The sequence below is a fragment of the Paractinoplanes rishiriensis genome (assembly GCF_016862375.1).
GTDB lineage: Bacteria > Actinomycetota > Actinomycetes > Mycobacteriales > Micromonosporaceae > Actinoplanes > Actinoplanes rishiriensis.
On the sequence record NZ_BOMV01000039.1, the window covers coordinates 151,971 to 172,731 of the forward strand.

The 20,761-nt window shown below is 70.9% G+C and carries 18 protein-coding genes; 9 read left to right on the forward strand and 9 right to left on the reverse strand.

The window, feature by feature from the left end:
• Nucleotides 1–4: 4 nt before the first annotated feature.
• A complete protein-coding gene (glmS, locus tag Ari01nite_RS17590) occupies nt 5–1,888 on the reverse strand; it encodes a glutamine--fructose-6-phosphate transaminase (isomerizing) (RefSeq protein WP_203782338.1) in 1,884 nt (627 codons plus the stop codon).
• A 186-nt stretch (nt 1,889–2,074) separates the two neighbouring features.
• Between glmS and Ari01nite_RS17595 the strand changes: the two genes are divergently transcribed.
• Both Ari01nite_RS17595 and Ari01nite_RS17600 read left to right on the forward strand, forming a co-directional pair.
• Nucleotides 2,075–2,977, forward strand: coding sequence for an MmpS family transport accessory protein (locus Ari01nite_RS17595; protein ID WP_203782339.1), 903 nt, complete (start codon nt 2,075–2,077; stop codon nt 2,975–2,977).
• Between the two features lie 16 nt (nt 2,978–2,993).
• Nucleotides 2,994–4,178: a pyridoxal phosphate-dependent aminotransferase gene (locus Ari01nite_RS17600; RefSeq protein WP_203782340.1), complete on the forward strand. Its 1,185-nt coding sequence runs from the start codon at nt 2,994–2,996 to the stop codon at nt 4,176–4,178.
• Nucleotides 4,179–4,335: 157 nt separating this feature from the next.
• Here the strand turns inward: Ari01nite_RS17600 and glmM are convergent, their stop codons facing one another.
• The 3 genes from glmM to rplM form a co-directional block, all read right to left on the reverse strand.
• Nucleotides 4,336–5,685, reverse strand: a complete 1,350-nt coding sequence (gene glmM, locus Ari01nite_RS17605) for a phosphoglucosamine mutase (RefSeq protein WP_203782341.1) — start codon at nt 5,683–5,685, stop codon at nt 4,336–4,338.
• A 144-nt stretch (nt 5,686–5,829) separates the two neighbouring features.
• A complete protein-coding gene (gene rpsI, locus Ari01nite_RS17610; RefSeq protein ID WP_239162818.1) occupies nt 5,830–6,327 on the reverse strand; it encodes a 30S ribosomal protein S9 in 498 nt (165 codons plus the stop codon).
• Nucleotides 6,328–6,347: 20 nt separating this feature from the next.
• A complete protein-coding gene (rplM, locus tag Ari01nite_RS17615) occupies nt 6,348–6,791 on the reverse strand; it encodes a 50S ribosomal protein L13 (protein WP_203782342.1) in 444 nt (147 codons plus the stop codon).
• A gap of 597 nt (nt 6,792–7,388) precedes the next feature.
• Here rplM and Ari01nite_RS17620 point away from each other — a divergent pair.
• A complete protein-coding gene (locus tag Ari01nite_RS17620) occupies nt 7,389–8,534 on the forward strand; it encodes a uroporphyrinogen-III synthase (protein WP_203782343.1) in 1,146 nt (381 codons plus the stop codon).
• A 3-nt stretch (nt 8,535–8,537) separates the two neighbouring features.
• On the opposite strand, the gene Ari01nite_RS17625 is transcribed toward Ari01nite_RS17620, so the two are convergent.
• From Ari01nite_RS17625 to Ari01nite_RS17640, 4 genes are read right to left on the reverse strand one after another with little or no spacing between them, the layout of a single operon-like run.
• On the reverse strand, nt 8,538–9,158 hold the full coding sequence (locus tag Ari01nite_RS17625; RefSeq protein WP_203782344.1) for a GTP-binding protein: 621 nt from the start codon (nt 9,156–9,158) through the stop codon (nt 8,538–8,540).
• Nucleotides 9,139–9,498: a DUF742 domain-containing protein gene (locus Ari01nite_RS17630; RefSeq protein WP_203782345.1), complete on the reverse strand. Its 360-nt coding sequence runs from the start codon at nt 9,496–9,498 to the stop codon at nt 9,139–9,141. The genes Ari01nite_RS17625 and Ari01nite_RS17630 overlap by 20 nt, the downstream gene beginning before the upstream one ends.
• Before the next feature lie 30 nt (nt 9,499–9,528).
• A complete protein-coding gene (locus Ari01nite_RS17635; protein WP_203782346.1) occupies nt 9,529–9,936 on the reverse strand; it encodes a roadblock/LC7 domain-containing protein in 408 nt (135 codons plus the stop codon).
• Complete coding sequence (locus Ari01nite_RS17640) at nt 9,933–13,070, reverse strand: sensor histidine kinase (RefSeq protein ID WP_438872192.1); 3,138 nt, start codon at nt 13,068–13,070, stop codon at nt 9,933–9,935. The genes Ari01nite_RS17635 and Ari01nite_RS17640 overlap by 4 nt, the downstream gene beginning before the upstream one ends.
• Nucleotides 13,071–13,498: 428 nt before the next feature.
• Here Ari01nite_RS17640 and Ari01nite_RS17645 point away from each other — a divergent pair, with 428 nt between their 5' ends.
• The 6 genes from Ari01nite_RS17645 to Ari01nite_RS17670 all read left to right on the forward strand — a co-directional run bounded on the left by Ari01nite_RS17645 (nt 13,499) and on the right by Ari01nite_RS17670 (nt 19,215).
• Nucleotides 13,499–14,626, forward strand: coding sequence for an ABC transporter substrate-binding protein (locus tag Ari01nite_RS17645; RefSeq protein ID WP_438872193.1), 1,128 nt, complete (start codon nt 13,499–13,501; stop codon nt 14,624–14,626).
• A gap of 146 nt (nt 14,627–14,772) precedes the next feature.
• A complete protein-coding gene (locus Ari01nite_RS17650; RefSeq protein WP_203782349.1) occupies nt 14,773–16,002 on the forward strand; it encodes a hypothetical protein in 1,230 nt (409 codons plus the stop codon).
• A 50-nt stretch (nt 16,003–16,052) separates the two neighbouring features.
• Nucleotides 16,053–16,493, forward strand: coding sequence for a ribonuclease domain-containing protein (locus tag Ari01nite_RS17655; RefSeq protein ID WP_203782350.1), 441 nt, complete (start codon nt 16,053–16,055; stop codon nt 16,491–16,493).
• A gap of 57 nt (nt 16,494–16,550) precedes the next feature.
• Entirely contained in the window at nt 16,551–17,642 is a 1,092-nt protein-coding gene (locus tag Ari01nite_RS17660; RefSeq protein WP_203782351.1) for a Gfo/Idh/MocA family protein, read from the forward strand.
• Entirely contained in the window at nt 17,624–18,532 is a 909-nt protein-coding gene (locus Ari01nite_RS17665; protein ID WP_203782352.1) for a DUF6807 domain-containing protein, read from the forward strand. Before Ari01nite_RS17660 ends, Ari01nite_RS17665 begins: the two co-directional genes overlap by 19 nt.
• Nucleotides 18,529–19,215: a cupin domain-containing protein gene (locus Ari01nite_RS17670; RefSeq protein ID WP_203782353.1), complete on the forward strand. Its 687-nt coding sequence runs from the start codon at nt 18,529–18,531 to the stop codon at nt 19,213–19,215. Before Ari01nite_RS17665 ends, Ari01nite_RS17670 begins: the two co-directional genes overlap by 4 nt.
• On the opposite strand, the gene thiC is transcribed toward Ari01nite_RS17670, so the two are convergent.
• Nucleotides 19,194–20,693: a phosphomethylpyrimidine synthase ThiC gene (thiC, locus tag Ari01nite_RS17675; RefSeq protein WP_203782354.1), complete on the reverse strand. Its 1,500-nt coding sequence runs from the start codon at nt 20,691–20,693 to the stop codon at nt 19,194–19,196. The genes Ari01nite_RS17670 and thiC overlap by 22 nt on opposite strands.
• Nucleotides 20,694–20,761 lie beyond the last annotated feature (68 nt).

Sequence of the window (20,761 nt, forward strand, 5' to 3'; positions counted from 1 at the left end):
GCGGCTATTCGACCGTGACCGACTTGGCCAGGTTGCGGGGCTGGTCGACGTCGAGGCCGCGGGCCGCGGCGATCTCGCAGGCGAGAATCTGCAGCGGGACCGTGGTCATCAGCGGGGCCAGCAGGGTGGGCGTGTGCGGCACGGTGATCAGGTGGTCGGCGAAGGCGCGTACGTCCTCGTCGCCCTCCTCGGCGATCACGATGGTGCGGGCGCCGCGGGCGCGTACCTCCTGGATGTTGGAGACGACCTTGTCGCGCATCACGCCCCGGCCGGCCGGCGAGGGCACCACGCAGACCACCGGCGTGCCCTGGTCGATCAGCGAGATCGGGCCGTGCTTGAGCTCGCCCGCCGCGAAGCCCTCGGCGTGCATGTAGGCGAGTTCCTTCAGCTTCAGCGCGCCCTCGAGCGCCACCGGGAAACCGACGTGCCGGCCGATGAACAGAACGGTCTGCGCTTCCTTGAGATCGCGGGCCAGCGCGCGCACGTCCTCCATCTGGCCGAGCAGCTCGGTCAGCAGATCGGGGGTGCGGCGCAGCTTTTCCACCACGGCCGCGACCTCGTCGGCATACATGACCCCGCGGATCTGGGCCAGGTGCAGGCCGATCAGGTAGCAGGCCACCAGCTGGGTGAGGAACGCCTTGGTCGACGCCACCGCGATCTCCGGACCGCCGTGGGTGTAGAGCACGGCGTCCGACTCGCGCGGGATGGTCGAGCCGTTGGTGTTGCAGATGGCAAGCACGCGGGCCTTCTGCTCCTTGGCGTGCCGCAGCGCCATCAGCGAGTCCATGGTTTCGCCGGACTGGCTGATCGCGATCACCAGGGTGGAGCGGTCCAGGATCGGGTCGCGGTAGCGGAACTCACTGGCCAGTTCCACCTCGCAGGGGATGCGCACCCAGTGCTCGATCGCGTACTTGGCGACCATGCCGGCGTGGTAGGAGGTGCCGCAGGCCACGATGAAGACCTTGTCGATGTCGCGCAGGTCCTGGTCGGTGAGACGCACCTCGTCGAGGACGATCTCGCCGCGGTCGGAGAGGCGGCCGAGCAGGGTGTCGGCGATCGCCTGCGGCTGCTCGGCGATTTCCTTGAGCATGAAGTAGTCGTAGCCGCCCTTCTCGGCGGCGGACGCGTCCCAGTCGATGTGGAACTCGTGTGCCTCGGCCGGACCGCCGTCGAAGTCGGTGATCCCGATGCCGGCCGGGGTGATCAGCACCACCTGGTCCTGGCCCAGCTCGATCGCCTCGCGGGTGTATTCGATGAACGCGGACACGTCGCTGGCCAGGAAGTTTTCCCCGTCGCCGCGGCCCACCACGAGCGGCGAGTTGCGGCGCGCGGCCACCACCGCGTCGGGCACCTCGACGTCGACGGCCAGCAGGGTGAACGCGCCCTCGAGCCGGCGGACCGTGCGGCGCATGCCCTCGGCCAGCAGTTCCGGTCCGGAGGTGCCACCGGCCTCGCGCAGCGCGCGCATCTCGGCGGCCAGCAGGTGGGCGGCGCACTCGGTGTCGGTGTCGCTGGCGAACTCGACACCGGTCGCCTCGAGCTCACCGCGCAGGCGGGCGAAGTTCTCGATGATGCCGTTGTGAATCACCGCGACCCGGCCGTCGGCGGACAGGTGCGGATGAGCGTTGCGGTCGGTCGGCCCGCCGTGCGTGGCCCACCGGGTGTGCCCGATCCCGGTCGTGCCCGCGGCGATCTGGTCGCCGCCGCGCTCGGCCAGGGCCTTTTCCAGGTTGGCCAGCTTGCCGGCCTTCTTCTCGGTCTGGACGGTGTCCCGGTGCACCACGGCGACCCCGGCGGAGTCGTATCCGCGGTACTCCAGACGGCGCAATCCGTCGAGAACGATGCTGAGTGCCGGACGACTGCCGACGTAACCCACGATGCCACACATGCGGGGCAGCGTAACCGACCTCCGCTCACCCGTCATGCGCAAGAGACACACTTTCGAGCAGACGGAATGCTCAAAAGTGTGTCCAAGAGTTGACTGCCGGGTCGGGTACCGGTGCGGCCGGTTGTGGTGCTATTGGCGTACCGTCGGGCGTGCGCGCCCCAAGCAGCGCCCGCACCGGGAGACACGTTGACCAACCAGCCCGACCACCCGCAACCGGACCGCACGCCGGACCAGCCCGCGCCACCCTTCGGCACGACGGGCAACGACGGCGCAGCGCCCGCGCCCGTCTCCGGTCAGCCCTGGTCCACGCCGTCCGGCGACGCGGTCTCCCCGCAGCCCTACCAGCCGCCGGCCTACACCCCCGGCTACGCCGCCATCCCGGAGCCGTCCCCCGACCCGCCGACCTCGCAGTTCCCGCCGGTGAACTACGCCCCACCCGGCTACACCCCCGACTACGGCCAGCCAGGCCACGGCCAGGGCGGCTACCACCAGAGCGGTTACGACCAGAGCGGCTACGACCAGGGCGGATATCCGCCGCCGGGTGGGTACCCGCCGCCCGGACACCCCGGCTACGGCCAGCCCCCGCCCCCACCGCCGAAGCGCAGCAACGTCCCGCTCATCGCCGTCATCCTCGCCGTCAGCCTGCTGCTCTGCGGCGGCGTCGCCACGGCCGCCGTGCTGATCGCGCGCAACGTTGCGGACCGGGCGCAGGAGGCCGTCGAGCCGATCACCGACCTCCCGGACCTGCCGACCGAGATTCCCGACCTGCCCACGCTGCCGACCGAGGTTCCGGGTGGTGGGCACAAGATCAGCGTCACGTACGAGGTGAGCGGGGACGGGCCGGCGCAGATTCTCTACATCGAGAAGATCGGGGACGCCCCGGTCCGGCTCGACCAGGTCAAGCTGCCGTGGAAGTTCACCACCGAGATGGAGACGCCCGCGCTCATCTCGGTCGTGGTGGTGCGGGCCGGCACCAGCGAGGGCAAGGTCAGCTGCCGCGCCCTGGTCGACGGCGACGAGGTCAAGCAGACTTCGTCGGGACAGGCCACCTTCGCCACCGCCTCGTGCACCCACCTGGCCCTCAACTAGCAGCTGGAGAGGCACCGTGACGAACGACCCGCTGGTCGAACGCATGCGCCAGTTCGGCACCACGATCTTCACCGAGATGTCAGCGCTGGCCGTGCGCACCGGCTCGATCAACCTGGGCCAGGGCTTCCCGGACACCGACGGGCCCGCCGAGATGCTCGCCGCCGCGGCCGACGCGCTCCGGTCCGGCGCCAACCAGTATCCTCCGCTGCCCGGCATTCCCGCTCTGCGGGCCGCGATCACCGCGCACGAGGAACGCTTCTGGGGCCTCACCCGCGACCCGGACAGCGAGGTTGTGGTCACCGCCGGCGCCACCGAGGCCGTCGCCGCGGCCATTCTGGGGCTGTGCGACGCTGGTGACGAGGTCGTCTGCTTCGAGCCCTACTACGACTCGTACGCCGCCTCGATCACGCTGGCCGGGGCCGTGCGACGGCCCGTCACCCTCCGCCCGGGCCCGGACGGCCGCTATCGCTTCGACGAGGCCGCGCTGCGTGCCGCCTTCGGCCCGCGCACCCGCCTGGTCCTGCTCAATTCCCCGCACAACCCCACCGGCAAGGTCTTCACCCGGACCGAGCTCGAGCTGATCGCCACGCTGTGTCAGGAGCATGACGCGTACGCCGTGACCGACGAGGTCTACGAGCATCTCGTGTTCACCGACGCGCCCGAACCGCATGTGCCGCTGGCGAGCCTGCCCGGGATGCGCGACCGCACGCTGCGCATCTCCTCGGCCGGCAAGACGTTCTCGTGCACCGGCTGGAAGGTCGGCTGGGCCACCGGCCCGGCCCCGCTGGTCGCCACGGTGCAGCGGGTCAAGCAGTTCCTGACCTTCGTGAACGCCGGCCCGCTCCAGCCCGCCGTCGCCGTCGCGCTGGCCCTGCCCGACGACTACTTCACCGGTTTCCGGGCCGGACTGCAGGCTCGCCGCGACCGGCTGGTGATCGGCCTCACCGAGGCCGGCTTCACCGTGCTGCCCTCCGAGGGCACCTACTTCATCACCGCCGACATCACCCCGCTCGGCGGCACCGACGGCGCCGACTTCTGCCGGTCGCTGCCCGAACGCTGCGGCGTGGTGGCCGTGCCCACCCAGGTCTTCTACGACCACCGGGAGGCCGGCCGGCACCTGATCCGCTTCGCCTTCTGCAAACGCCAGGAGGTCATCGACGAGGCGGCCCAGCGCCTCACGAAGCTGGGCCGCGTCACCTAGCGGTCAGGCAGGGCCGGTCAGACGGGGCCGGTCAGACGGGGCCGGCCAGACGGGGCCGGCCAGACGGGGCCGGCCAGACGGGTCTGGTCAGACGGGGCCGGCCAGACGGGGCCGGCCAGACGGGGCCGGCCAGACGGGTCTGGTCAGACGGGTCTGGTCAGACGGGGCTGGCGGTGCGGACCTCGTCCGCGATGCGCTCGGCGACCTCGCGGGCCTGCTCCTCGGTGCCGGCCTCGACCATCACCCGCACCAGCGGCTCGGTGCCCGACGGCCGGAGCAGCACCCGGCCGCTCTCGCCCAGCTCCTGCTCGGCCTTGCCGACCGCGGCCAGCACCGCCGGTGCGGCCGCGCCCGCCTCCCGGTCGCCGACCTTGACGTTGATCAGCACCTGGGGCAGCTTGTGCACCACCGCGGCCAGGTCGGCCAGTGACTTGCCGCTGGCCGCCAGCTGGGCCATCAGGTGCAGACCGGTCAGTACGCCGTCGCCCGTGGTCGCGTACGCCGGCATCACGATGTGCCCGCTCTGCTCGCCACCCAGCGCCAGGCCGTTGCCGTTCAGCTCCTCCAGCACGTACCGGTCACCGACCTTGGTCTCGACCAGCCTGATGCCGGACTGCTTCATCGCGATCCGCAGGCCCAGGTTGCTCATCACGGTGGCCACCAGGGTGTCCTCGGTGAGCGTGCCGGCGTCCCGCATGGCCAGCGCCAGGATCGCCATGATCTGGTCGCCGTCGACAATCTCACCCGATGCGGTGACTGCCAGGCAGCGGTCCGCGTCGCCGTCGTGCGCCAGCCCCAGGTCGGCGCCCTCGGCCACGACCCGCTCCTGCACCTTGTCGAGGTGGGTGGAGCCGCAGTCCTCGTTGATGTTCAGACCGTCCGGTTCAGCGTGGATCGCGATGACCTCGGCGCCGGCCTCCTCATACGCGGTCGGCCCCACCTCGCTGGCCGCCCCGTTGGCGCAGTCGACCACGACCTTGATCCCGGCGAGCGAGTGCGGCGTGGAGGTCACCAGGTGCTTCACGTAGTGTTCGGCACCGTCGAGCAGGTCGTGCACCCGCCCGATGCCGGCGCCGGTGGGCCGCCCGACCAGGCCGTGCCCGTCCTCGACGGCCTGCTCGATCCGGGCCTCCAGCTCGTCCGGCAGCTTGGCGCCGCCGGCCGCGAAGAGCTTGATGCCGTTGTCCGGCATCGGGTTGTGCGAGGCGGAGAGCATCACCCCGAGGTCGGCGTTGGTCTGCGCGACCAGGAAGGCGACCGCGGGGGTGGGCAGCACGCCGACCCGCACCACGTTGGCGCCCGCGCTGGTCAGTCCGGCGACCACGGCCGCCTCAAGCATCTCGCCGCTGGCGCGGGGGTCACGGCCGACGATGGCGAGCGGCTGGTGGCTGCCGTCGCTCTCGACGAGGACCCGCGCGGCGGCGACCGCGACGGAGAGGGCCAGTTCCGGGGTCAGGTCGCCGTTGGCGAGCCCGCGCACGCCGTCGGTACCGAACAGTCGCCCCATGGCGGCTTCCTTTCGCCGGTCGATCACCTACAAATATGGATCTTCCCGGGCAAGTTGAGGGGACGGAAGGAAACAAAAACGGCCGGGCCCGCCCCCGAGGGTTGCAGGGGGCGAACCCGGCCGCCGTTCAGACGCGGCGCAAGGTCAGCGCTTCGAGTACTGCGGAGCCTTACGAGCCTTCTTGAGACCGTACTTCTTGCTCTCCTTGACCCGGGGGTCACGGGTGAGGAAGCCGGCCTTCTTGAGAGCGGGGCGGTCGTCCGGGTCGCTCGTGACGAGCGCGCGGGCGATGCCGAGGCGGAGGGCACCGGCCTGGCCGGTGATGCCGCCGCCGCCGAGGTTGGCGATCACGTCGAACTGCTCGGCCTTTTCGGCGGTGCTCAGCGGCTCGCGGATGAGCTGCTGGTGCACCTTGCTCGGGAAGTAAGCCTCGAGGTCACGGCCGTTGCAGACGATCTTGCCGCTGCCGGGCACGAGGCGCACCCGGACGATGGCCTCCTTGCGGCGGCCAACGGTCTGGATCGGACGGTCACCGGGACGCGGGGCGCGGACCGGGGCCGGCGCGGGCGTCTCGACGACGACGACCGTCTCAGCGGGCTCCTCGACGGTCTCGACGACCTCGGGCTCGATGATGTCGGACATGCTGCTGCCTTCTCCCGCGCTCACTGCGCGATCTGGGTGATTTCGAACGGCTTCGGCTGCTGCGCCGCATGCGGGTGCTCGGCGCCCGGGTAGACCTTCAGCTTCTTGATGATCTGCCGCGCGAGCTTGTTGTGCGGGAGCATGCCCTTGACGGCCAGCTCGATCGCCTTCTCGGGGCGCTTGGTCAGCAGCTCTTCGTACCCGATCTGCTTGAGGCCGCCGGGGTAGCCGGAGTGGCGGTAGGCCACCTTGGTCTGCCGCTTGTTGCCGGTGAGGGCCACCTTGCCGGCGTTGATGATCACCACGAAGTCGCCGGTGTCGACATGCGGGGCGAACGTCGGCTTGTGCTTGCCGCGCAGGAGGCTGGCGGTGTGGGTAGCCAGGCGGCCCAGGACGACGTCAGAAGCGTCGATAATGTGCCACTGACGCTCGATCTCACCCGGCTTCGGGCTGTACGTACGCACAGAATTACCTTGTCTTGTCGTCGGTCTGGGGTCGCGCGCTGGTCGCGTCAAGCGCGACTGTCAAGCGTACCCGAAGGGGAACGCTCGCAGCTGCTGCACAACAGCAGGCAACAATACCTGGCCCCGCGGCGCGTGGTCAAAACGGTGGCGGCTCCATATAGCGGGCCAAGCATACTCCGGGCCTCGGACGCGCCCGCGGGCGGGATCCAAGGTCGCGAAGGTCACAGGTCGATACCTCTTAGCAGGCTCGAAACAAACGGGACGCGAGGTCGCAATACCCCGGCGGCACGCTTCGGTCATGGCCAACGGCGCGCACATTCAGATCACGCGAGCCGGGCGTGGCCAATACGTGCATGGACAGCGCACTATAGAGAGGCCATCGTCAGGGTTGAGGACGGACCTGACGATGACCGCCGGGCCGGCGTGCCGGTTCGGCGAGGAGGAGTCGCGGTGTGTGCCGGACGGAGGTACGGCGGAGAACGCAAGCGTGACATGGGAGCGGGTCGACGCTGAGGACGGCGAGCTCCGAGCGTGCCCTTCGGTGGACCGGTCGGCCACGCCGCGACTTCTCGAGATCAACAGCAGGGCCCCGTCCGGATGACCGACCGGGCGGGGGGAACGCGCCGGACGGTGATCACGGCGGCCGCGCTGGCCGAACCGACAGCGTCACTGTCCGGCTACACCGTCGGTGTCACCGCCGACCGGCGGCGCGACGAGCTGGCCGGTCTGCTGGAGAGCCGGGGCGCCCGGGTGGTGCTGGCTCCCGCATTGCGCATCGTCCCGATCGCCGACGACGCCGAACTGCGCGCCGCCACCCGCGCCTGTCTCGACACCCCGCCCGACATCGTGCTGGTCAACACCGGCATCGGCATGCGCGGCTGGCTCGAGGCGGCCGAGGGCTGGGGCCTGGCCGAGCCACTGCGGGCCGCGCTGGCCCGCGCGCACCTGATCGGCCGCGGCCCCAAGGCCCGGGCCGCCATCCGCTCGGCCGGCCTGCAAGACCAGTGGTCCCCCGAGGGCGAGAGCTACGAGGAGGTCGTCGACCACCTCCGGGCCCGGGGCATCGCCGGCCTGACCGTGGCGCTCCAGTTGCACGGCGAGAGCCAGCCGGAGTACACGGCGGCGCTGGAGACCGCCGGGGCCCGGGTCGTCGAGGTGCCGGTCTACCGCTGGGCGCCGCCCACCGACCCGGCGCCGCTGCACAGACTGGTCGACCTGATCACCGGCCGGCTGGTGGACGCCGTCACCTTTACCGCGGCACCCGCCGTGAATGCGCTGCTGCGTGCCGCCGGCCCGAGCACCGACGCGCTGCTGGAGGCGCTGCGCGGGCACATCCTGGTGGCCTGTGCCGGCCCGGTGACGGCCGCGCCGCTGCGCCGGCACAACGTACCCATCGTCGCCCCCGCCCGGGCCCGCCTGAGCGCCCTGGTCCGGGCCATCGTCGAGGAACTGCCGAAGCGGGCACTGTCGCTGGAGGTGGCCGGTCACACGCTCACCCTGCGCGGTCACGCCGCGATCGTGGACGGGGAACTGCGGCCGCTGGCGCCGGCGCCGATGGCGGTGCTGCGCGCGCTGGCCGCCGCGCCGGGCCGGGTGCTGTCCCGGGCCGCCCTCCTGCACGCCCTGCCGCGCGGTGCCGACGAGCACGCGGTCGAGATGGCGGTGGCCCGGCTCAGAGCCGGGCTGGGCGCCTCGGGAGTGGTGCAGACGGTAGTCAAACGCGGCTACCGTCTGCCCGCCTGAGAATCAGCCGACCACCGCGGGATAGCCGCCGGACTGCTCGGCCATCAGCACGGCCATCGCGTGCTCGACGACCTGCACGAGGACCTGCTTGACCGAGTCGCGGTGCCGGGCGTCACACATGATCAGCGGTACGTGTGACGGGATGGCCAGCGCCTCGCGTACCTCGTCCGGCTCGTAGCGCGGGGCACCGTCGAAGCAGTTCAGGGCCACGATGTACGGCAGGTGCCGGTTCTCGAAGTAGTCGAGCGGCGCGAACGCGTCGGCGATGCGGCGGGTGTCGACCAGCACCGCGGCACCCACGGCACCCCGGATGAGCTCGTCCCACATGAACCAGAAGCGGGTCTGACCTGGGGTGCCGAACAGGTAGAGGATGAGGTCGTCGGCCATCGTGATACGGCCGAAGTCCATCGCGACCGTGGTGCTCTCCTTGCCGGGCACCTTGGAGGCGTCGTCGACGCCGGCGCCGGCCGAGGTCATTATCGCCTCGGTGGTCAGCGGTTCGATCTCGGAGACCGACCCGACCAGCGTCGTTTTACCCACGCCGAAGCCGCCGGCAATGACGATCTTCGCGGAGGTGATCTCCTTGGGTTGCGCCCCCGCCCGCTCATAGCTTGCGAAGTCCACTCAACACCCTTTCCAGCAGATCCATCCGCTCCGTGAATCCCTTTCGGGGAGCGGCGCTGTGCAGCGACAGCAGTCCGTCGGCAACCATGTCCGCAACCAGCACCCGGGCCACACCCAGCGGTAGCCGGGTGAGGGCCGAGAGCTCGGCCAGGGACTGCGGCTTCGTCTCGCAAAGCACGGCGATGCGGTACTTGTCATGCCCGGCGAAGCGGGCCTCTTGCACGGCGGCCTGGCTGGCTACCAGGACCGCCTCGATCGGGATGTCCCGGATCGGTTCGGTCCGTCCGCGAGTGACCGCATACGGGCGCACCAAATTGCCCCTCGGGTCCTGCGAACCCACGCGATCACCCCCTTCCGGCCGGCAGTCGGTTTAATAACTGACTGTCTCGCGGGGCACCGGCGACAGTGCCGCACCGACCCGTTCGACGAGCAGTGCCATCTCGTACCCGACCTGGCCGACATCGCAACTGCGGGCGGCCAGCACCGCCATCGACGAACCGTCGCTGATGGACATCAGGAAGAGATACCCGCTGTCCATCTCGATGATCGTCTGCTGCACCGTGCCGGCGTTGAACATCCGGGAGGCGCCCTCGGTGAGGCTCACCACGCCGGACGCGATGGCGGCCAGCTGATCGGCTCGGTCCTCTGGCAGATCGCGCGACGCCGCCAGCAACAGGCCGTCCGCCGACACCGCGATCACGTGCGCGATGCCGGCGACGCTGTTGGCGAAGTTGTTGAGCAGCCAGCCCATGTCCTGCATGGTGGGGGGCCTGGTCACTTGTCCTTCTCCTTAGCCTGGAAGGCGGCGGCTGCGGCACTGCCGTCCGTCCGCCCACGTTGCACACCACGGTGGTACGCGGACAGGAGTCCACGGACCTCGTCCGGGCTGCGACGGTTCTCGGTCTTCGTTCCGCCCTGTACACCGCCGGGCACCAGCTGTGCCTGCGGTACGCGCTTGGGCAGACCGGACCGGGTGGTGCCGGCATCCAGTGGTTCCGCCGCCGCCATCGCCCGTTGCCATCCCTCGTCGGCTGCCGTCCTCCATCGGTCCTCGACCGCGGTACGCGGCTTCGGAACCGACCCGTTCTGCGCCGAACCGTTCTGCGCCGACCCGTTCTGGCCCGCGCCGTTCTGGCCCGACCCGTTCTGGCCGGCACCGTGATGGCCAGCACCGTTCGACGACGATCCGTTCGCGGCAGCGGCGGGAACCCGGGTGGCCGCGGTGGGCACCGGAGCTGCGGTCGTCGCGGCGGCCGGCTTCCGGATCGTCGCCGACTGCCGGCCCTGCACGGGAGCCGGAGCGGGCGGAGCGGGAGCCGGAGCGGGAGCAGCCTTGGCCGCGCTGGAGTTGGGCGGCGGAGCGTACCCGGCCGTCGGCATCCCCCACTCCTCGGGGCCGCTGTCGTGGTTGCGGAACCAGCTCTGCTGCATCTGCACGAAGATCGGTGCCTCGTTCCGATCCTCGACCGGCGAGGCGATCGGCGGGGACGGCACCGGCGGCATGGCGGCCAGGGCGGCCCCCCAGCCACCCGAGTCCACCGGTGGCGCGGGCGGCACCGGTGGCGGTGCCATCGGCGTCGGTGCCGGCCGGAAGCCGTTCATCGGCGCGGCCTGCGCCGGCGCGGCCGCGTGGATGACCGGCACCGCCTGAGTGACCTGTGTCTGCGAGTACATGTCGGCCGCGGTGACCGGACGGGCCGGGCCGCCCCGGCTGGGCAGCGGCGGACGGTCCGGAGTGGGCTGCACTTCGGGCAGCGAGGTGGGGCGCTGCGACGGGAACATCGGCAGCTGCGGGTGGGCCGACTGCTGCGGCGCGGACTCCCGCCACGGCTCCGGCGCGATGGCCGGCAGCGTGGCGGTGGCCGCCCGGCTGCTCTGCCCCTCCCACAGACCCGACGGCGTCGCGCCGAGTTCGGCCGCCGGCATGCCGGGCACGGTTTCCCGGCGGTTCGGCAGCACCACGATGTTGCTCGGCAGGATCACCTGGGCGACCGTGCCGCCCTCCAGGTTGGCCCGCAGCTCGACCCGGATGCCGTAACGCGACGCGAGCCGGCTCACCACGGCCAGACCCATCAGCCGGAACGCGGCGACGTCCACGTTGGGCGGCTCGGCCAGGCGGCGGTTGAGCTGGTCCATCTGCTCCTCGGACAGGCCGAGGCCGCGGTCCTCCACCTGGATCACCACGTAGTCGCGGATGCGCCGGGCGTCAGCGACCACCGTGGTGTTCGGCGGGGAGAACCGGGTGGCGTTGTCGAGCAGCTCAGCGACCAGCCGGACGACGTCGTTGACGGCGAGCGCCGCGATCGCGATGTCGGTGTCGACCGTGCCGAACTCGATCCGGTTGTACAGCTCGACCTCGGACTGGCTGGCCCGCAAGGCGTCGACCAGCAGGGCGTCCTCACGACGCGGCGCGCTGGAGTCGGCGCCGGCCAGGACCAGCAGGTTTTCGTCGTTGCGGCGCATCCGGGTGGCCAGGTGGTCGAGCTCGAACAGCCGGGCCAGACGCTTCGGGTCCTCCTCGGTCCGCTCGATGCTGTCCAGCTCGCCGATCATCCGGTCGACCAGGGACTGGCTCCGGCGGGCCAGGTTGAGGAACATCGCCGAGACGCTGGTGCGCAGCGCGGCCTGCTCGGCCGCGATCCGGACCGCTTCCCGGTGAACCACGTTGAACGCCTGGGCCACCTGGCCGATCTCGTCCTTGTTGCTGAGCCGGATCGGATCGCGCAGCTCGTTGATGATGTCGTCGGCACCGCCCTCGCCGAGGGCGCGCGCGTCGCGCAGCCGGGCCACCGCGTCCGGCAGGTCGCGGTTGGCCACCGCGAGGGCGCCCTCCCGCAGCCGGCGCAGCGACAGGTTGAGCGAGCGGGCCAGGATGACGGCCAGCGCCACCGCGACGATCAGCACCAGCAGGACCAGACCGGCCTCGATCGCGGCCTGCCGGACCACGTCGCTGCGCACGTCCGCGGCCTGGGTCACGTTCTGCCGCTCGAGCTGCTGCTCGGCCCAGCGCATCAGGTCGACGACCGCGCCGAAGGCCTGGGTGACCTCCTCCGGCGCCACGGCCACACCACGGCCGAGCTGCACCGAGATCTGGTCGGCGAGGTTGACCGCGTCACCGGTGACCACGGTGTCCACCAGGGACTGCTGGGCCGGGGTGGCGAACGCCGAATAGGTGAGCAGGCCCTCCTGCTGGCTGGTCTGGGCCGCGATGAACGCGGTCCGCTGCTCGTTGCTCAGATCGCCGGCGACCAGCGCGGCGTACGAGATCGCCTCCTGCTCGGCAGCACCGGCCTTGGCCCGCGCGAACGCGCCCGTGGCCCGCAGGCTGTCGCCGACACCGACCTCGTCATCGCCGGCGTACTGGCTCACCGCGTCGCCGTAGCCGAGCAGGTCGGTGAGAACCACGCCGTACCGGGACATGGCCTCGGCCACGCCGATGCCCTCCCGCTTGCTGACCTGGTTGCGGGTGGCGTCCAGCGTGTTGAGGTTGTCGTCGATCTGCAGCAGCCTGGTCTGCACGGCGGCCGGCGGGTCGGCGAGGTCGCGGCGGTGTGCGCGGTAGTCCTGAACCTCGGCGTCGCTGGCCCGGACGGTCGCGTTGTACGCGTCGGCCTTGCTCCGCGGGTCGGCCAGGAACGCGGCGGCAGCCATCCGCTCCAGATGCAACAGCTGGGTCAGGTTGGATACGTCGGTACCTAGTTCGGTGAGTTTCTCAACCTGGCCGGCCTCGTCCGCCCGCTGGCTCACGTCGACCAGGCGGGCGGTTGCCAGCACGATCACCGCGGCGAGCGGAACGAACAGAATCAGAGCCAGCTTGGCGCGGATGCGGGCGTCCCGAAGACGAGGGAAGGCACCACGGCGCGTCACCTGGGTCGAAGATCCGGTGCTCACGTCTTCTCCTCCGTGGTCAATCCCCGTCTCTCTTCGCGCGCCAGTAGCTTGCGGCCCGGGAATTTCATCAGAGAGCGCAGCAGTTTGGGAAGCCTGAGAGCTCCCGGAAACCAACTTGTTGCCCGATCAGTAACTACCTTTTCGGATCCACAATCGACAGAGTCGATGCGTTGACGTGCACGAATATGCACGCGGACACGCAATGTGATTTCACGGTTACCTGAGACCGTCAAGATTCCAACCATTATGTGAGACGGGCGTCCCGTTCCATCGATGAGCAACAGCTTGACCAGTCGCGTTCACGTTGGCAAGGTTTGGCGCGATCAGACGGACACATTGTCCGTGCCGGCGTGCCCGCCGGCGGACACCGTTGCTGCCGCCGACCCCGCCGATCCGCCCCCCGAGGAGGCACCGAAGTGCGGCTTCCCCGCCCCGCCACGGCTTTCGTCATGGCCTCGACCGTCCTGCTCGCCGGCCTGGCCGGCTGCACCACGGACGAGGGCAACAGCGGCTCCGAGGTCATCGTGATCGGTGCCGACCTGAACAACTCCTCGGCGGTGGACGTCGCCTACTCCCGGGCGTTGCAGCTGCGGGTCGAGCAGATCAACGCGTCCGGCAAGCTCGGCAACCGCAAGCTGCTGCTGCGCACCCAGGACAATCGGGCGGACGCCACCGCCTCGCTGCGCAACATCAGCGGTTTCGCCGACGACCCGAACGTCGCGGCCGTGGTCACCGGCTCGTGCGACCAGTGCATCGTGGGCGCCGCCAAGACCATCAACGACAAGAAGATCCCGACCATCGGGCTGGCCGCGGCGAGCGAGGTCACCGAGCCGATCGCCGAGCGGCAGTACGTCTTCAAGCTGGGGCCGAACTCGCCGGACAGCGCCGCCGCCATGGTCGCCGAACTGAGCCGCACCAGGGCCGCGAACGTGGCCGTCCTGCACACCGACGACCTCTACGGCCGCGGTGGCAACCGGGCCCTGGAGAACGAGCTGTCCAAGGTCAACATCGAACCGATCAGCACCCGTTCGGTGCGGCCGACCGCCACCGACCTCACCCAGGTGGTCGGCGAGCTGACCGCGGAGAACCCGGCCGCGCTGGTCGTGCTCTCCACCCCGGACCAGGCCATCCTCGCCGCCACCACGGCCAAGGCGGTGGGCTACACCGGCAAGATCTACTTCGACGCGGCGGCCGCGAGCGACCTGTTCGTCCCGCAGGCCGCGGTGGCCGCGGTCAACAACGCCACGCTGGTCTTCACGCAGACCCTGGCGATCGACGACGTGATCGCGACGACCCCCGCGAAGGCCACCCGCAAGCAGTGGTTCCGCGACTACATCTCGCGGTACGGCAGCTACTCGGGCGTCGCCGCGTTCGCGGCGGACGCCGCCGACCTGATCGGCACCGCGGTGGCCCGGGTGGGCGGCGACCGCGCCCAGATCCGCGCCATTCTGGAGACCTCTCAGGTGGACGGCGTTTCCGGACCGATCCGGCTGACCCCGGCCAACCACTCCGGTCTCATGCCGCAGGCGCTCACCCTCCTGGTGGCCCGCAGCGGCCGCTGGCGGCTGGCATCTTAGCCAAGAATCTTTCAAAGTATCCGATCACTGTCCGTGAACTCGGTTTCTAAGATGGGGATCGATTTCCGCTAATCCGGATTTTTGGCTGTCTTAAGAATCGAACCCGGAGTGGCGGGGGCGGCCGAGCATTCCGTAACGTGCCTGGCATGCCATTCCGGACCTGGGCAAAACTATTGGGAGCCACTCTCGGCGTGGCCGCGCTGGCGGGTGCGAGCCAGCTCGGCCTCGCATACGGCCTCGGCATCCTGCGCCTCACGCGTGTCCTCGACGTCACCACGCGTGACCATTGGACTGCGCAACTCGCCTGGGTCGCCTGGTTCGCGATGACCTCGGCGGTGATCGGCGCGCTGGCCGGCCAGGTCCGGCTGCCGCAGCGGTCCGGTGCCGGCACCCGCATCCTCACCGCGGTAGCGGCCGGTCTCGGCGGCGCCGTCGTGGTGCCGCTGACCATGCAGCCGGCCCGCACCGCCCAGGTCGCCGGCGTGCACCCGGTGTTCGTGATCGGCGTGTGCGCCTTCCTCGGCGCCCTGGTCGGCGGGTTCGCCGCGTACGCCGCCCTCAGCCGGCAGGTGGCCCGCTGGAGCTTCGTCTCCGTGGGCGCCGCCATCTGGGCCATCGCCGCGCTGTCGGTGCTGCCCTCGCTGGCGCCCAGCGACCCGCTGCCGGCCATCCGCCTCGGCGTGTTCGACGCCGGTTACCTGAGCCCGTCGGTGACCCAGCGGACCGCGCTGTTCACCATGCCGGCCCTGGCCCTGATCAGCGGCGCGGCGCTGGGCTGGATCGCCCGTCGCCGGGAGATGTCCACCCTGACCATCGCGCTGTCCGGACTGGCCGGACCGGCGCTGCTGACGCTGGCCTACCTGATCGCCGGCCCGGGTTCCGGCCCGGACCGCTACCAGGTGGTGCCGTACTGGGCGGCGATGACCGCGGCCGGCGCCGGCGTGCTCGGCTCGGTGCTGGCGGCGGTGGTACGCCGCGAGCCGGCGGCCGACTCCAGGACCTCGTCCGGTTCCGGCAGCGGTCCGGGCGGCGCCGGCGAACCGACACCGGACCGGCCGCCGCTGCCGAAGCGCGACGCGCAGCCCGAGTCGGCCATCGCCCAGGCGGCGTCGGCGGCCGCGCAGCGCCCGCCGGAGCAACTGCGACCGTCGGACACCGCGGTCATCGCGTCGGCCGCGGTCCCGCAGGCGGCGGTGCCCCCGGACGGAACGCCGCCGCCGATCCGGCCCCGGCCGGAGCCGCAGCAGATCAGCGCCCCGCTGCCGAACCCCACGCCGATCGCGCCGCCGCCCCAGGTCCGGGGCCGCAAGAACGACGCCGACGGCGAGTTCGTCGACTGGGTGAGCGGACTGGGCAACTCGAGCCAGCCCCGATAGGACCAAATGGGGATGTACCCGCCGGTAGCCCCAGCACCGACCATGTCTGCATGACTGCTGACCGGAAATCTCGCACCCGCCTCGGCCGCCTACTCTCCGGCTTCGCCCTGGTCGCCACCCTGGCCGGCCTCGCCCTGGTCGGCCCGGCCGTGGTGGCGCCGACGCACACCGACGCCGCGCAGGCGGTGGTCTACAACAGCTGCACGGTCTCGCGCTGCTCGGCGGCCCGGACGGCGCGCACCGGGTGGAGTTCGCTCGGCTGGCCGGCCAGCGCCGGTTGGTACTCGTGGCCGTACGGGCAGTACAACTACACCGGCGGCCGGTTCTACAACCGCGAGGGCCAGCTGCCGGCGAACGCGACCTACGGCGAGTACGACGTCTACTCCCGGGCCCGGGGCGCGTCCCGCGACGCGTACCGGATCGTGGTCAACCGGAGCACCCGCGAGACCTGGTTCACGCCCGATCACTACGTCACGTTCTACAAGCTCTGATCCCGGGCTACACTCCCTCCCTAGGTCAGGAAAACGCTTACCTAAGGGAGTTGTCCGATGGCCAGGTATCGCGCCGCGATCGTCGGGACCGGGGCGATAGCCACCGCCCACGCCGCCGCACTCCGCGCGCTGGGTGACCGGGTCGAGCTCGCCGCGGTGGTCGACGTCGACCGGGCGCGGGCCACCGCCTTCGCCGCCGAGTGGTCGGTGCCGACCGTCGCGGCGGACCTCGCCGGCCTGCTCACGGGCGAGCACCTGGACCTCGTCCACATCTGTACGCCACCGGCGGCGCACGTGCCGCTGGCCCTCGACTGTCTGCGGGCCGGCGCGCACGTGGTGGTGGAGAAGCCGCCCACGCTGTCCCTTGCCGATCTGGACGTTCTGGTCGAGGCGTCGCGGGAAACCGGTTCCCACCTCGCCACGATCTTCCAGCACCGGTTCGGCGCCGGCGCGGCCCGGCTGCGCGGCCTGATCGCGGCCGGTGAGCTGGGCCGCCCGCTGCTCGCGACCTGCGAGACCCTCTGGTACCGCGACCAGGCCTACTACGAGGTCCCGTGGCGCGGTAAGTGGGAGACCGAGGGCGGCGGCCCGACCATGGGCCACGGCATCCACCAGTTCGACCTGCTGCTCTCGGTGCTCGGCCCGTGGGAGCAGGTAACCGCGGTGGCCGCCCGGCAGGCCCGGCCGGTGGTCACCGAGGACGTGTCGATGGCCCTGGTCACGTTCGCGGACGGCACGGTCGCCTCGGTGGTCAACTCGGTGCTCTCGCCGCGCCAGGTGTCGGCGCTGAGGTTCGATTTCGAGTACGCGACCGTCGAGCTGTCGCATCTGTACGGCTACACGGACGCCAACTGGACCATCACCCCGGCGCCCGGCCACGAGGATCTCGCCGAGCGCTGGGCCAAGGCGTCCGACTCCACCGAGATCACCGACCACCTCCCCCAGCTGACTGCGGTGCTCGACGCCCTGGACGCCGGCGCGCCGCCGCCGGTGACGCTCGCCGAGACCCGGCAGACGATGGAGTTCATCGCCGCGATCTACGCCTCGGCGTTCACCCGCCGGCCGATCTCCCGCGGCGAGATCGGCGCCGGCCACCCCTTCGCCACGAGCATGAACGGAACCGGTGCCCCATGGGAGACCTCCAGGTAGACCACGCGCTCGGCCGCTCGGTCACCGCCGCGTCCGGCGGCATCGACCTGTTCACGTACGTCTACACCCCGGACACGGTCCAGCTGGAGTCGCCCAAGCCCTATCTCCACCCGGTCCGCACCCTGGCCGGCGAGCTGGTCACCGCGTTCCGCCCGCACGACCACGTCTGGCACAAGGGCTTCGCCTGGTCGCTGCCGCACGTGGGCGCGCACAACTTCTGGGGCGGCCCCACCTTCGTGCGCGACCGCGGCTACGTCCAGCTCGACAACAACGGCAGCGGCCGGCATCGCGACCTCACCGCGCTGACCGCGAACGGCCGGTCGGTCACGCTCGCGCACGAGCTGGACTGGTTCTCCCAGCAGGGCGCCAAGGTGATCGACGAGCGGCGGCAGCTGACCGCGGCACTGATCGACGAGCGCACCTGGGTGCTGGTCTGGGAAACCGCGATGACCAACGTCTCCGGCGAGACCCTGGCGTTCGGCTCGCCCACCACCAAGGGCCGGGAGAACGCCGGTTACGGCGGCCTGTTCTGGCGGGGCCCGCGGTCGTTCACCGGCGGCCTGATCCAGTCGCCGGTCGCGACCGGCGGCGACGACCTGCGCGGCAGCCGGGCCGAGTGGTTCGCGTTCCGCGGCCGGCACGACGGCTCCGGCGACGCCTCCACAATCGTGCTGGTCGACGATGCCGCCAACCCGCGGCACGAGCCGCAGTGGTTCGCCCGCAGCACCGACTTCGCCTGCCTCAACCCGGCGCCGTTCTTCAGCGAGGAGCTCGATCTCGCGCACGGCGCGGAGCTGTCATTCCGGTACGCCGTGGTGATCGCGGCCGGCGACCACGGCGACGACGGAACCGCAGCGCTGGCGCAGCACGGCCGGGACGCCCTCTCGTGACGTTCCCGGGCGGTACGTCGATCAGCCGGCTCGCGGTCTACGACGACGCCGGTGGCACGCCGCACATGCACACCGTCTCGACCGAGGCGTACGTGGTCATCGGCGGAGCCGGCGCCGTGCAGACGCTGGACCGGTCCGGCTTCCGGGAGACCCCGCTGGCCACCGGCAGCACGGTCTGGTTCGGACCGGGCGTGATCCACCGGGCGGTCAACCACGACGGCCTGCGGGTCCTGGTGATCATGTCGAACGCCGGGCTGCCCGAGGCCGGCGACGCCGTGATGACCTTCCCGCCGGACGTGCTGGCCGACCCGGAGCGGTTCCGGGCGACCAGCACGTTGCCAAAAGGCGACGGGGTGAGTGAGGCGGTACGCCGCCGCCGCGAACTCGCGGTCGGCGGCTTCGAATACCTGGTCACCCGGATGCGGGCCGGCGATCCCGGCCCGCTCGAGGACTTCTACGCGAGTGCCGCGGCGCTGGTCCGCCCCCGGATCGGGGACTGGCGCAGGATCTGGCAGTCCACCGTGGAGGCTGACGTCAGGCGTACCGCTGCGGTTTTGGATGCCCTTGATCGTGGCGACTTCGGCCACCTGAGCAACGGCAGCGTGCGGGAGTCACCACAGAGCGCCGAGACCCGCTGGGGGATGTGCGGCCACCTGCACACTCACGACGTCAGCGGCAGGTAGACCCGGCCGCCCGACTCGACGAACTCGGCCGACTTCTCCTGCATGCCGCGCTGCCGGATCTCGTGGCTGATCCGCATCGAGCAGAACTTCGGCCCGCACATCGAGCAGAAGTGCGCGGTCTTGGCCGGCGCCGCGGGCAGCGTTTCGTCGTGGTACGCCCGCGCCGTCTCCGGGTCGAGGGCCAGCTCGAACTGGTCCTCCCAGCGGAACTCGAACCGCGCCTTGGACAGTGCGTCGTCCCACTCCTGCGCCCCCGGGTGGCCTTTCGCCAGGTCGGCCGCGTGCGCCGCGATCTTGTACGCGATCATCCCGGCCTTCACGTCGTCCCGGTTCGGCAGCCCGAGGTGCTCCTTCGGCGTGACGTAGCAGAGCATCGCGGTGCCGAACATGCCGATCATCGCGGCGCCGATGGCCGAGGTGATGTGGTCGTACGCGGGCGCGACGTCGGTGGTGAGCGGCCCGAGCGTGTAGAACGGTGCCCCGCCGCACAGCTCGACCTGGAGGTCCACGTTCTCCTTGATCTTGTGCATCGGAACGTGGCCCGGACCCTCGACCATGACCTGGACGTCGTGCTCCCAGGCCCGGTGGGTGAGCTCGCCGAGCGTGCGCAACTCGGCGAACTGCGCCTCGTCGTTGGCGTCCGCGATGGACCCGGGCCGCAGGCCGTCGCCCAGCGAGAACGTGATGTCGTACTCCGCGAAGATCCGGCACAGCTCGTCGAAGTTCGTGTAGAGGAAGTTCTCCTCGTGGCGCGCCAGGCACCAGGCCGCCATGATCGAGCCACCGCGGGACACGATGCCGGTCACCCGCTCCGCGGTCAGCGGCACGTACGGCAGCAGCACCCCGGCGTGGACCGTCATGTAGTCCACCCCCTGTTCGGCCTGCTCCAGCACGGTGTCCCGGAACAGTTCCCAGGTCAGCTGGAGCGGGTCGCCGTTCACCTTCTCCAGCGCCTGATAGATCGGCACGGTCCCGATCGGCACCGGCGCGTTCCGGATGATCGCCTCCCGGGTCTCGTGGATCCGCGGCCCGGTCGAGAGATCCATCACGGTGTCGGCGCCCCACCTGGTGGCCCAGGTCATCTTGTCCACCTCCTCGGCGACCGACGAGGTCACCGCCGAGGTGCCGATGTTCGCGTTGACCTTCACGAGGAACCGCGACCCGATCACCATGGGCTCGGACTCCGGGTGGTTCCGGTTGGCCGGCAGCACCGCCCGCCCCGCGGCGATCTCGGCCCGCACCAGTTCCGGCTCGACCCCCTCACGGATCGCCACGAACGCCATCTCCGGCGTCACCACGCCGGCCCGGGCCGACGCGAGCTGGGTGCGCCCGCTCCGCCACGGCGCCCGCAACGGCGGCAGCCCGACCTCCGGATCGCTGCCCGGCCCCGACGTGTCGTACAGCCGCACCGGCTCGTTGCCGTCGCTCAGCACGACCTCGGTGAAGGGGACTCCTTCGACGTACACCTTGCGCCTCATACTTTCCTCCCTAATCAGTACAAAGCGGACGACGGGAAGCAGCACTGATCCCCGGTCCGGGCCTCCTC

Excerpts from the sequence above, each read along its gene's own strand:
- glmS (WP_203782338.1), bottom strand. The coding sequence starts at position 1,888 with ATGTGTGGCATCGTGGGTTACGTCGGCAGTCGTCCGGCACTCAGCATC.
- glmM (WP_203782341.1), bottom strand. The coding sequence starts at position 5,685 with ATGGGGCGACTGTTCGGTACCGACGGCGTGCGCGGGCTCGCCAACGGC.
- rpsI (WP_239162818.1), bottom strand. The coding sequence starts at position 6,327 with ATGTCCGACATCATCGAGCCCGAGGTCGTCGAGACCGTCGAGGAGCCC.
- Ari01nite_RS17620 (WP_203782343.1), top strand. The coding sequence starts at position 7,389 with ATGACCGACCGGGCGGGGGGAACGCGCCGGACGGTGATCACGGCGGCC.
- Ari01nite_RS17645 (WP_438872193.1), top strand. The coding sequence starts at position 13,499 with ATGGCCTCGACCGTCCTGCTCGCCGGCCTGGCCGGCTGCACCACGGAC.
- Ari01nite_RS17650 (WP_203782349.1), top strand. The coding sequence starts at position 14,773 with ATGCCATTCCGGACCTGGGCAAAACTATTGGGAGCCACTCTCGGCGTG.
- Ari01nite_RS17655 (WP_203782350.1), top strand. The coding sequence starts at position 16,053 with ATGACTGCTGACCGGAAATCTCGCACCCGCCTCGGCCGCCTACTCTCC.
- Ari01nite_RS17660 (WP_203782351.1), top strand. The coding sequence starts at position 16,551 with ATGGCCAGGTATCGCGCCGCGATCGTCGGGACCGGGGCGATAGCCACC.
- Ari01nite_RS17665 (WP_203782352.1), top strand. The coding sequence starts at position 17,624 with ATGGGAGACCTCCAGGTAGACCACGCGCTCGGCCGCTCGGTCACCGCC.
- thiC (WP_203782354.1), bottom strand. The coding sequence starts at position 20,693 with ATGAGGCGCAAGGTGTACGTCGAAGGAGTCCCCTTCACCGAGGTCGTG.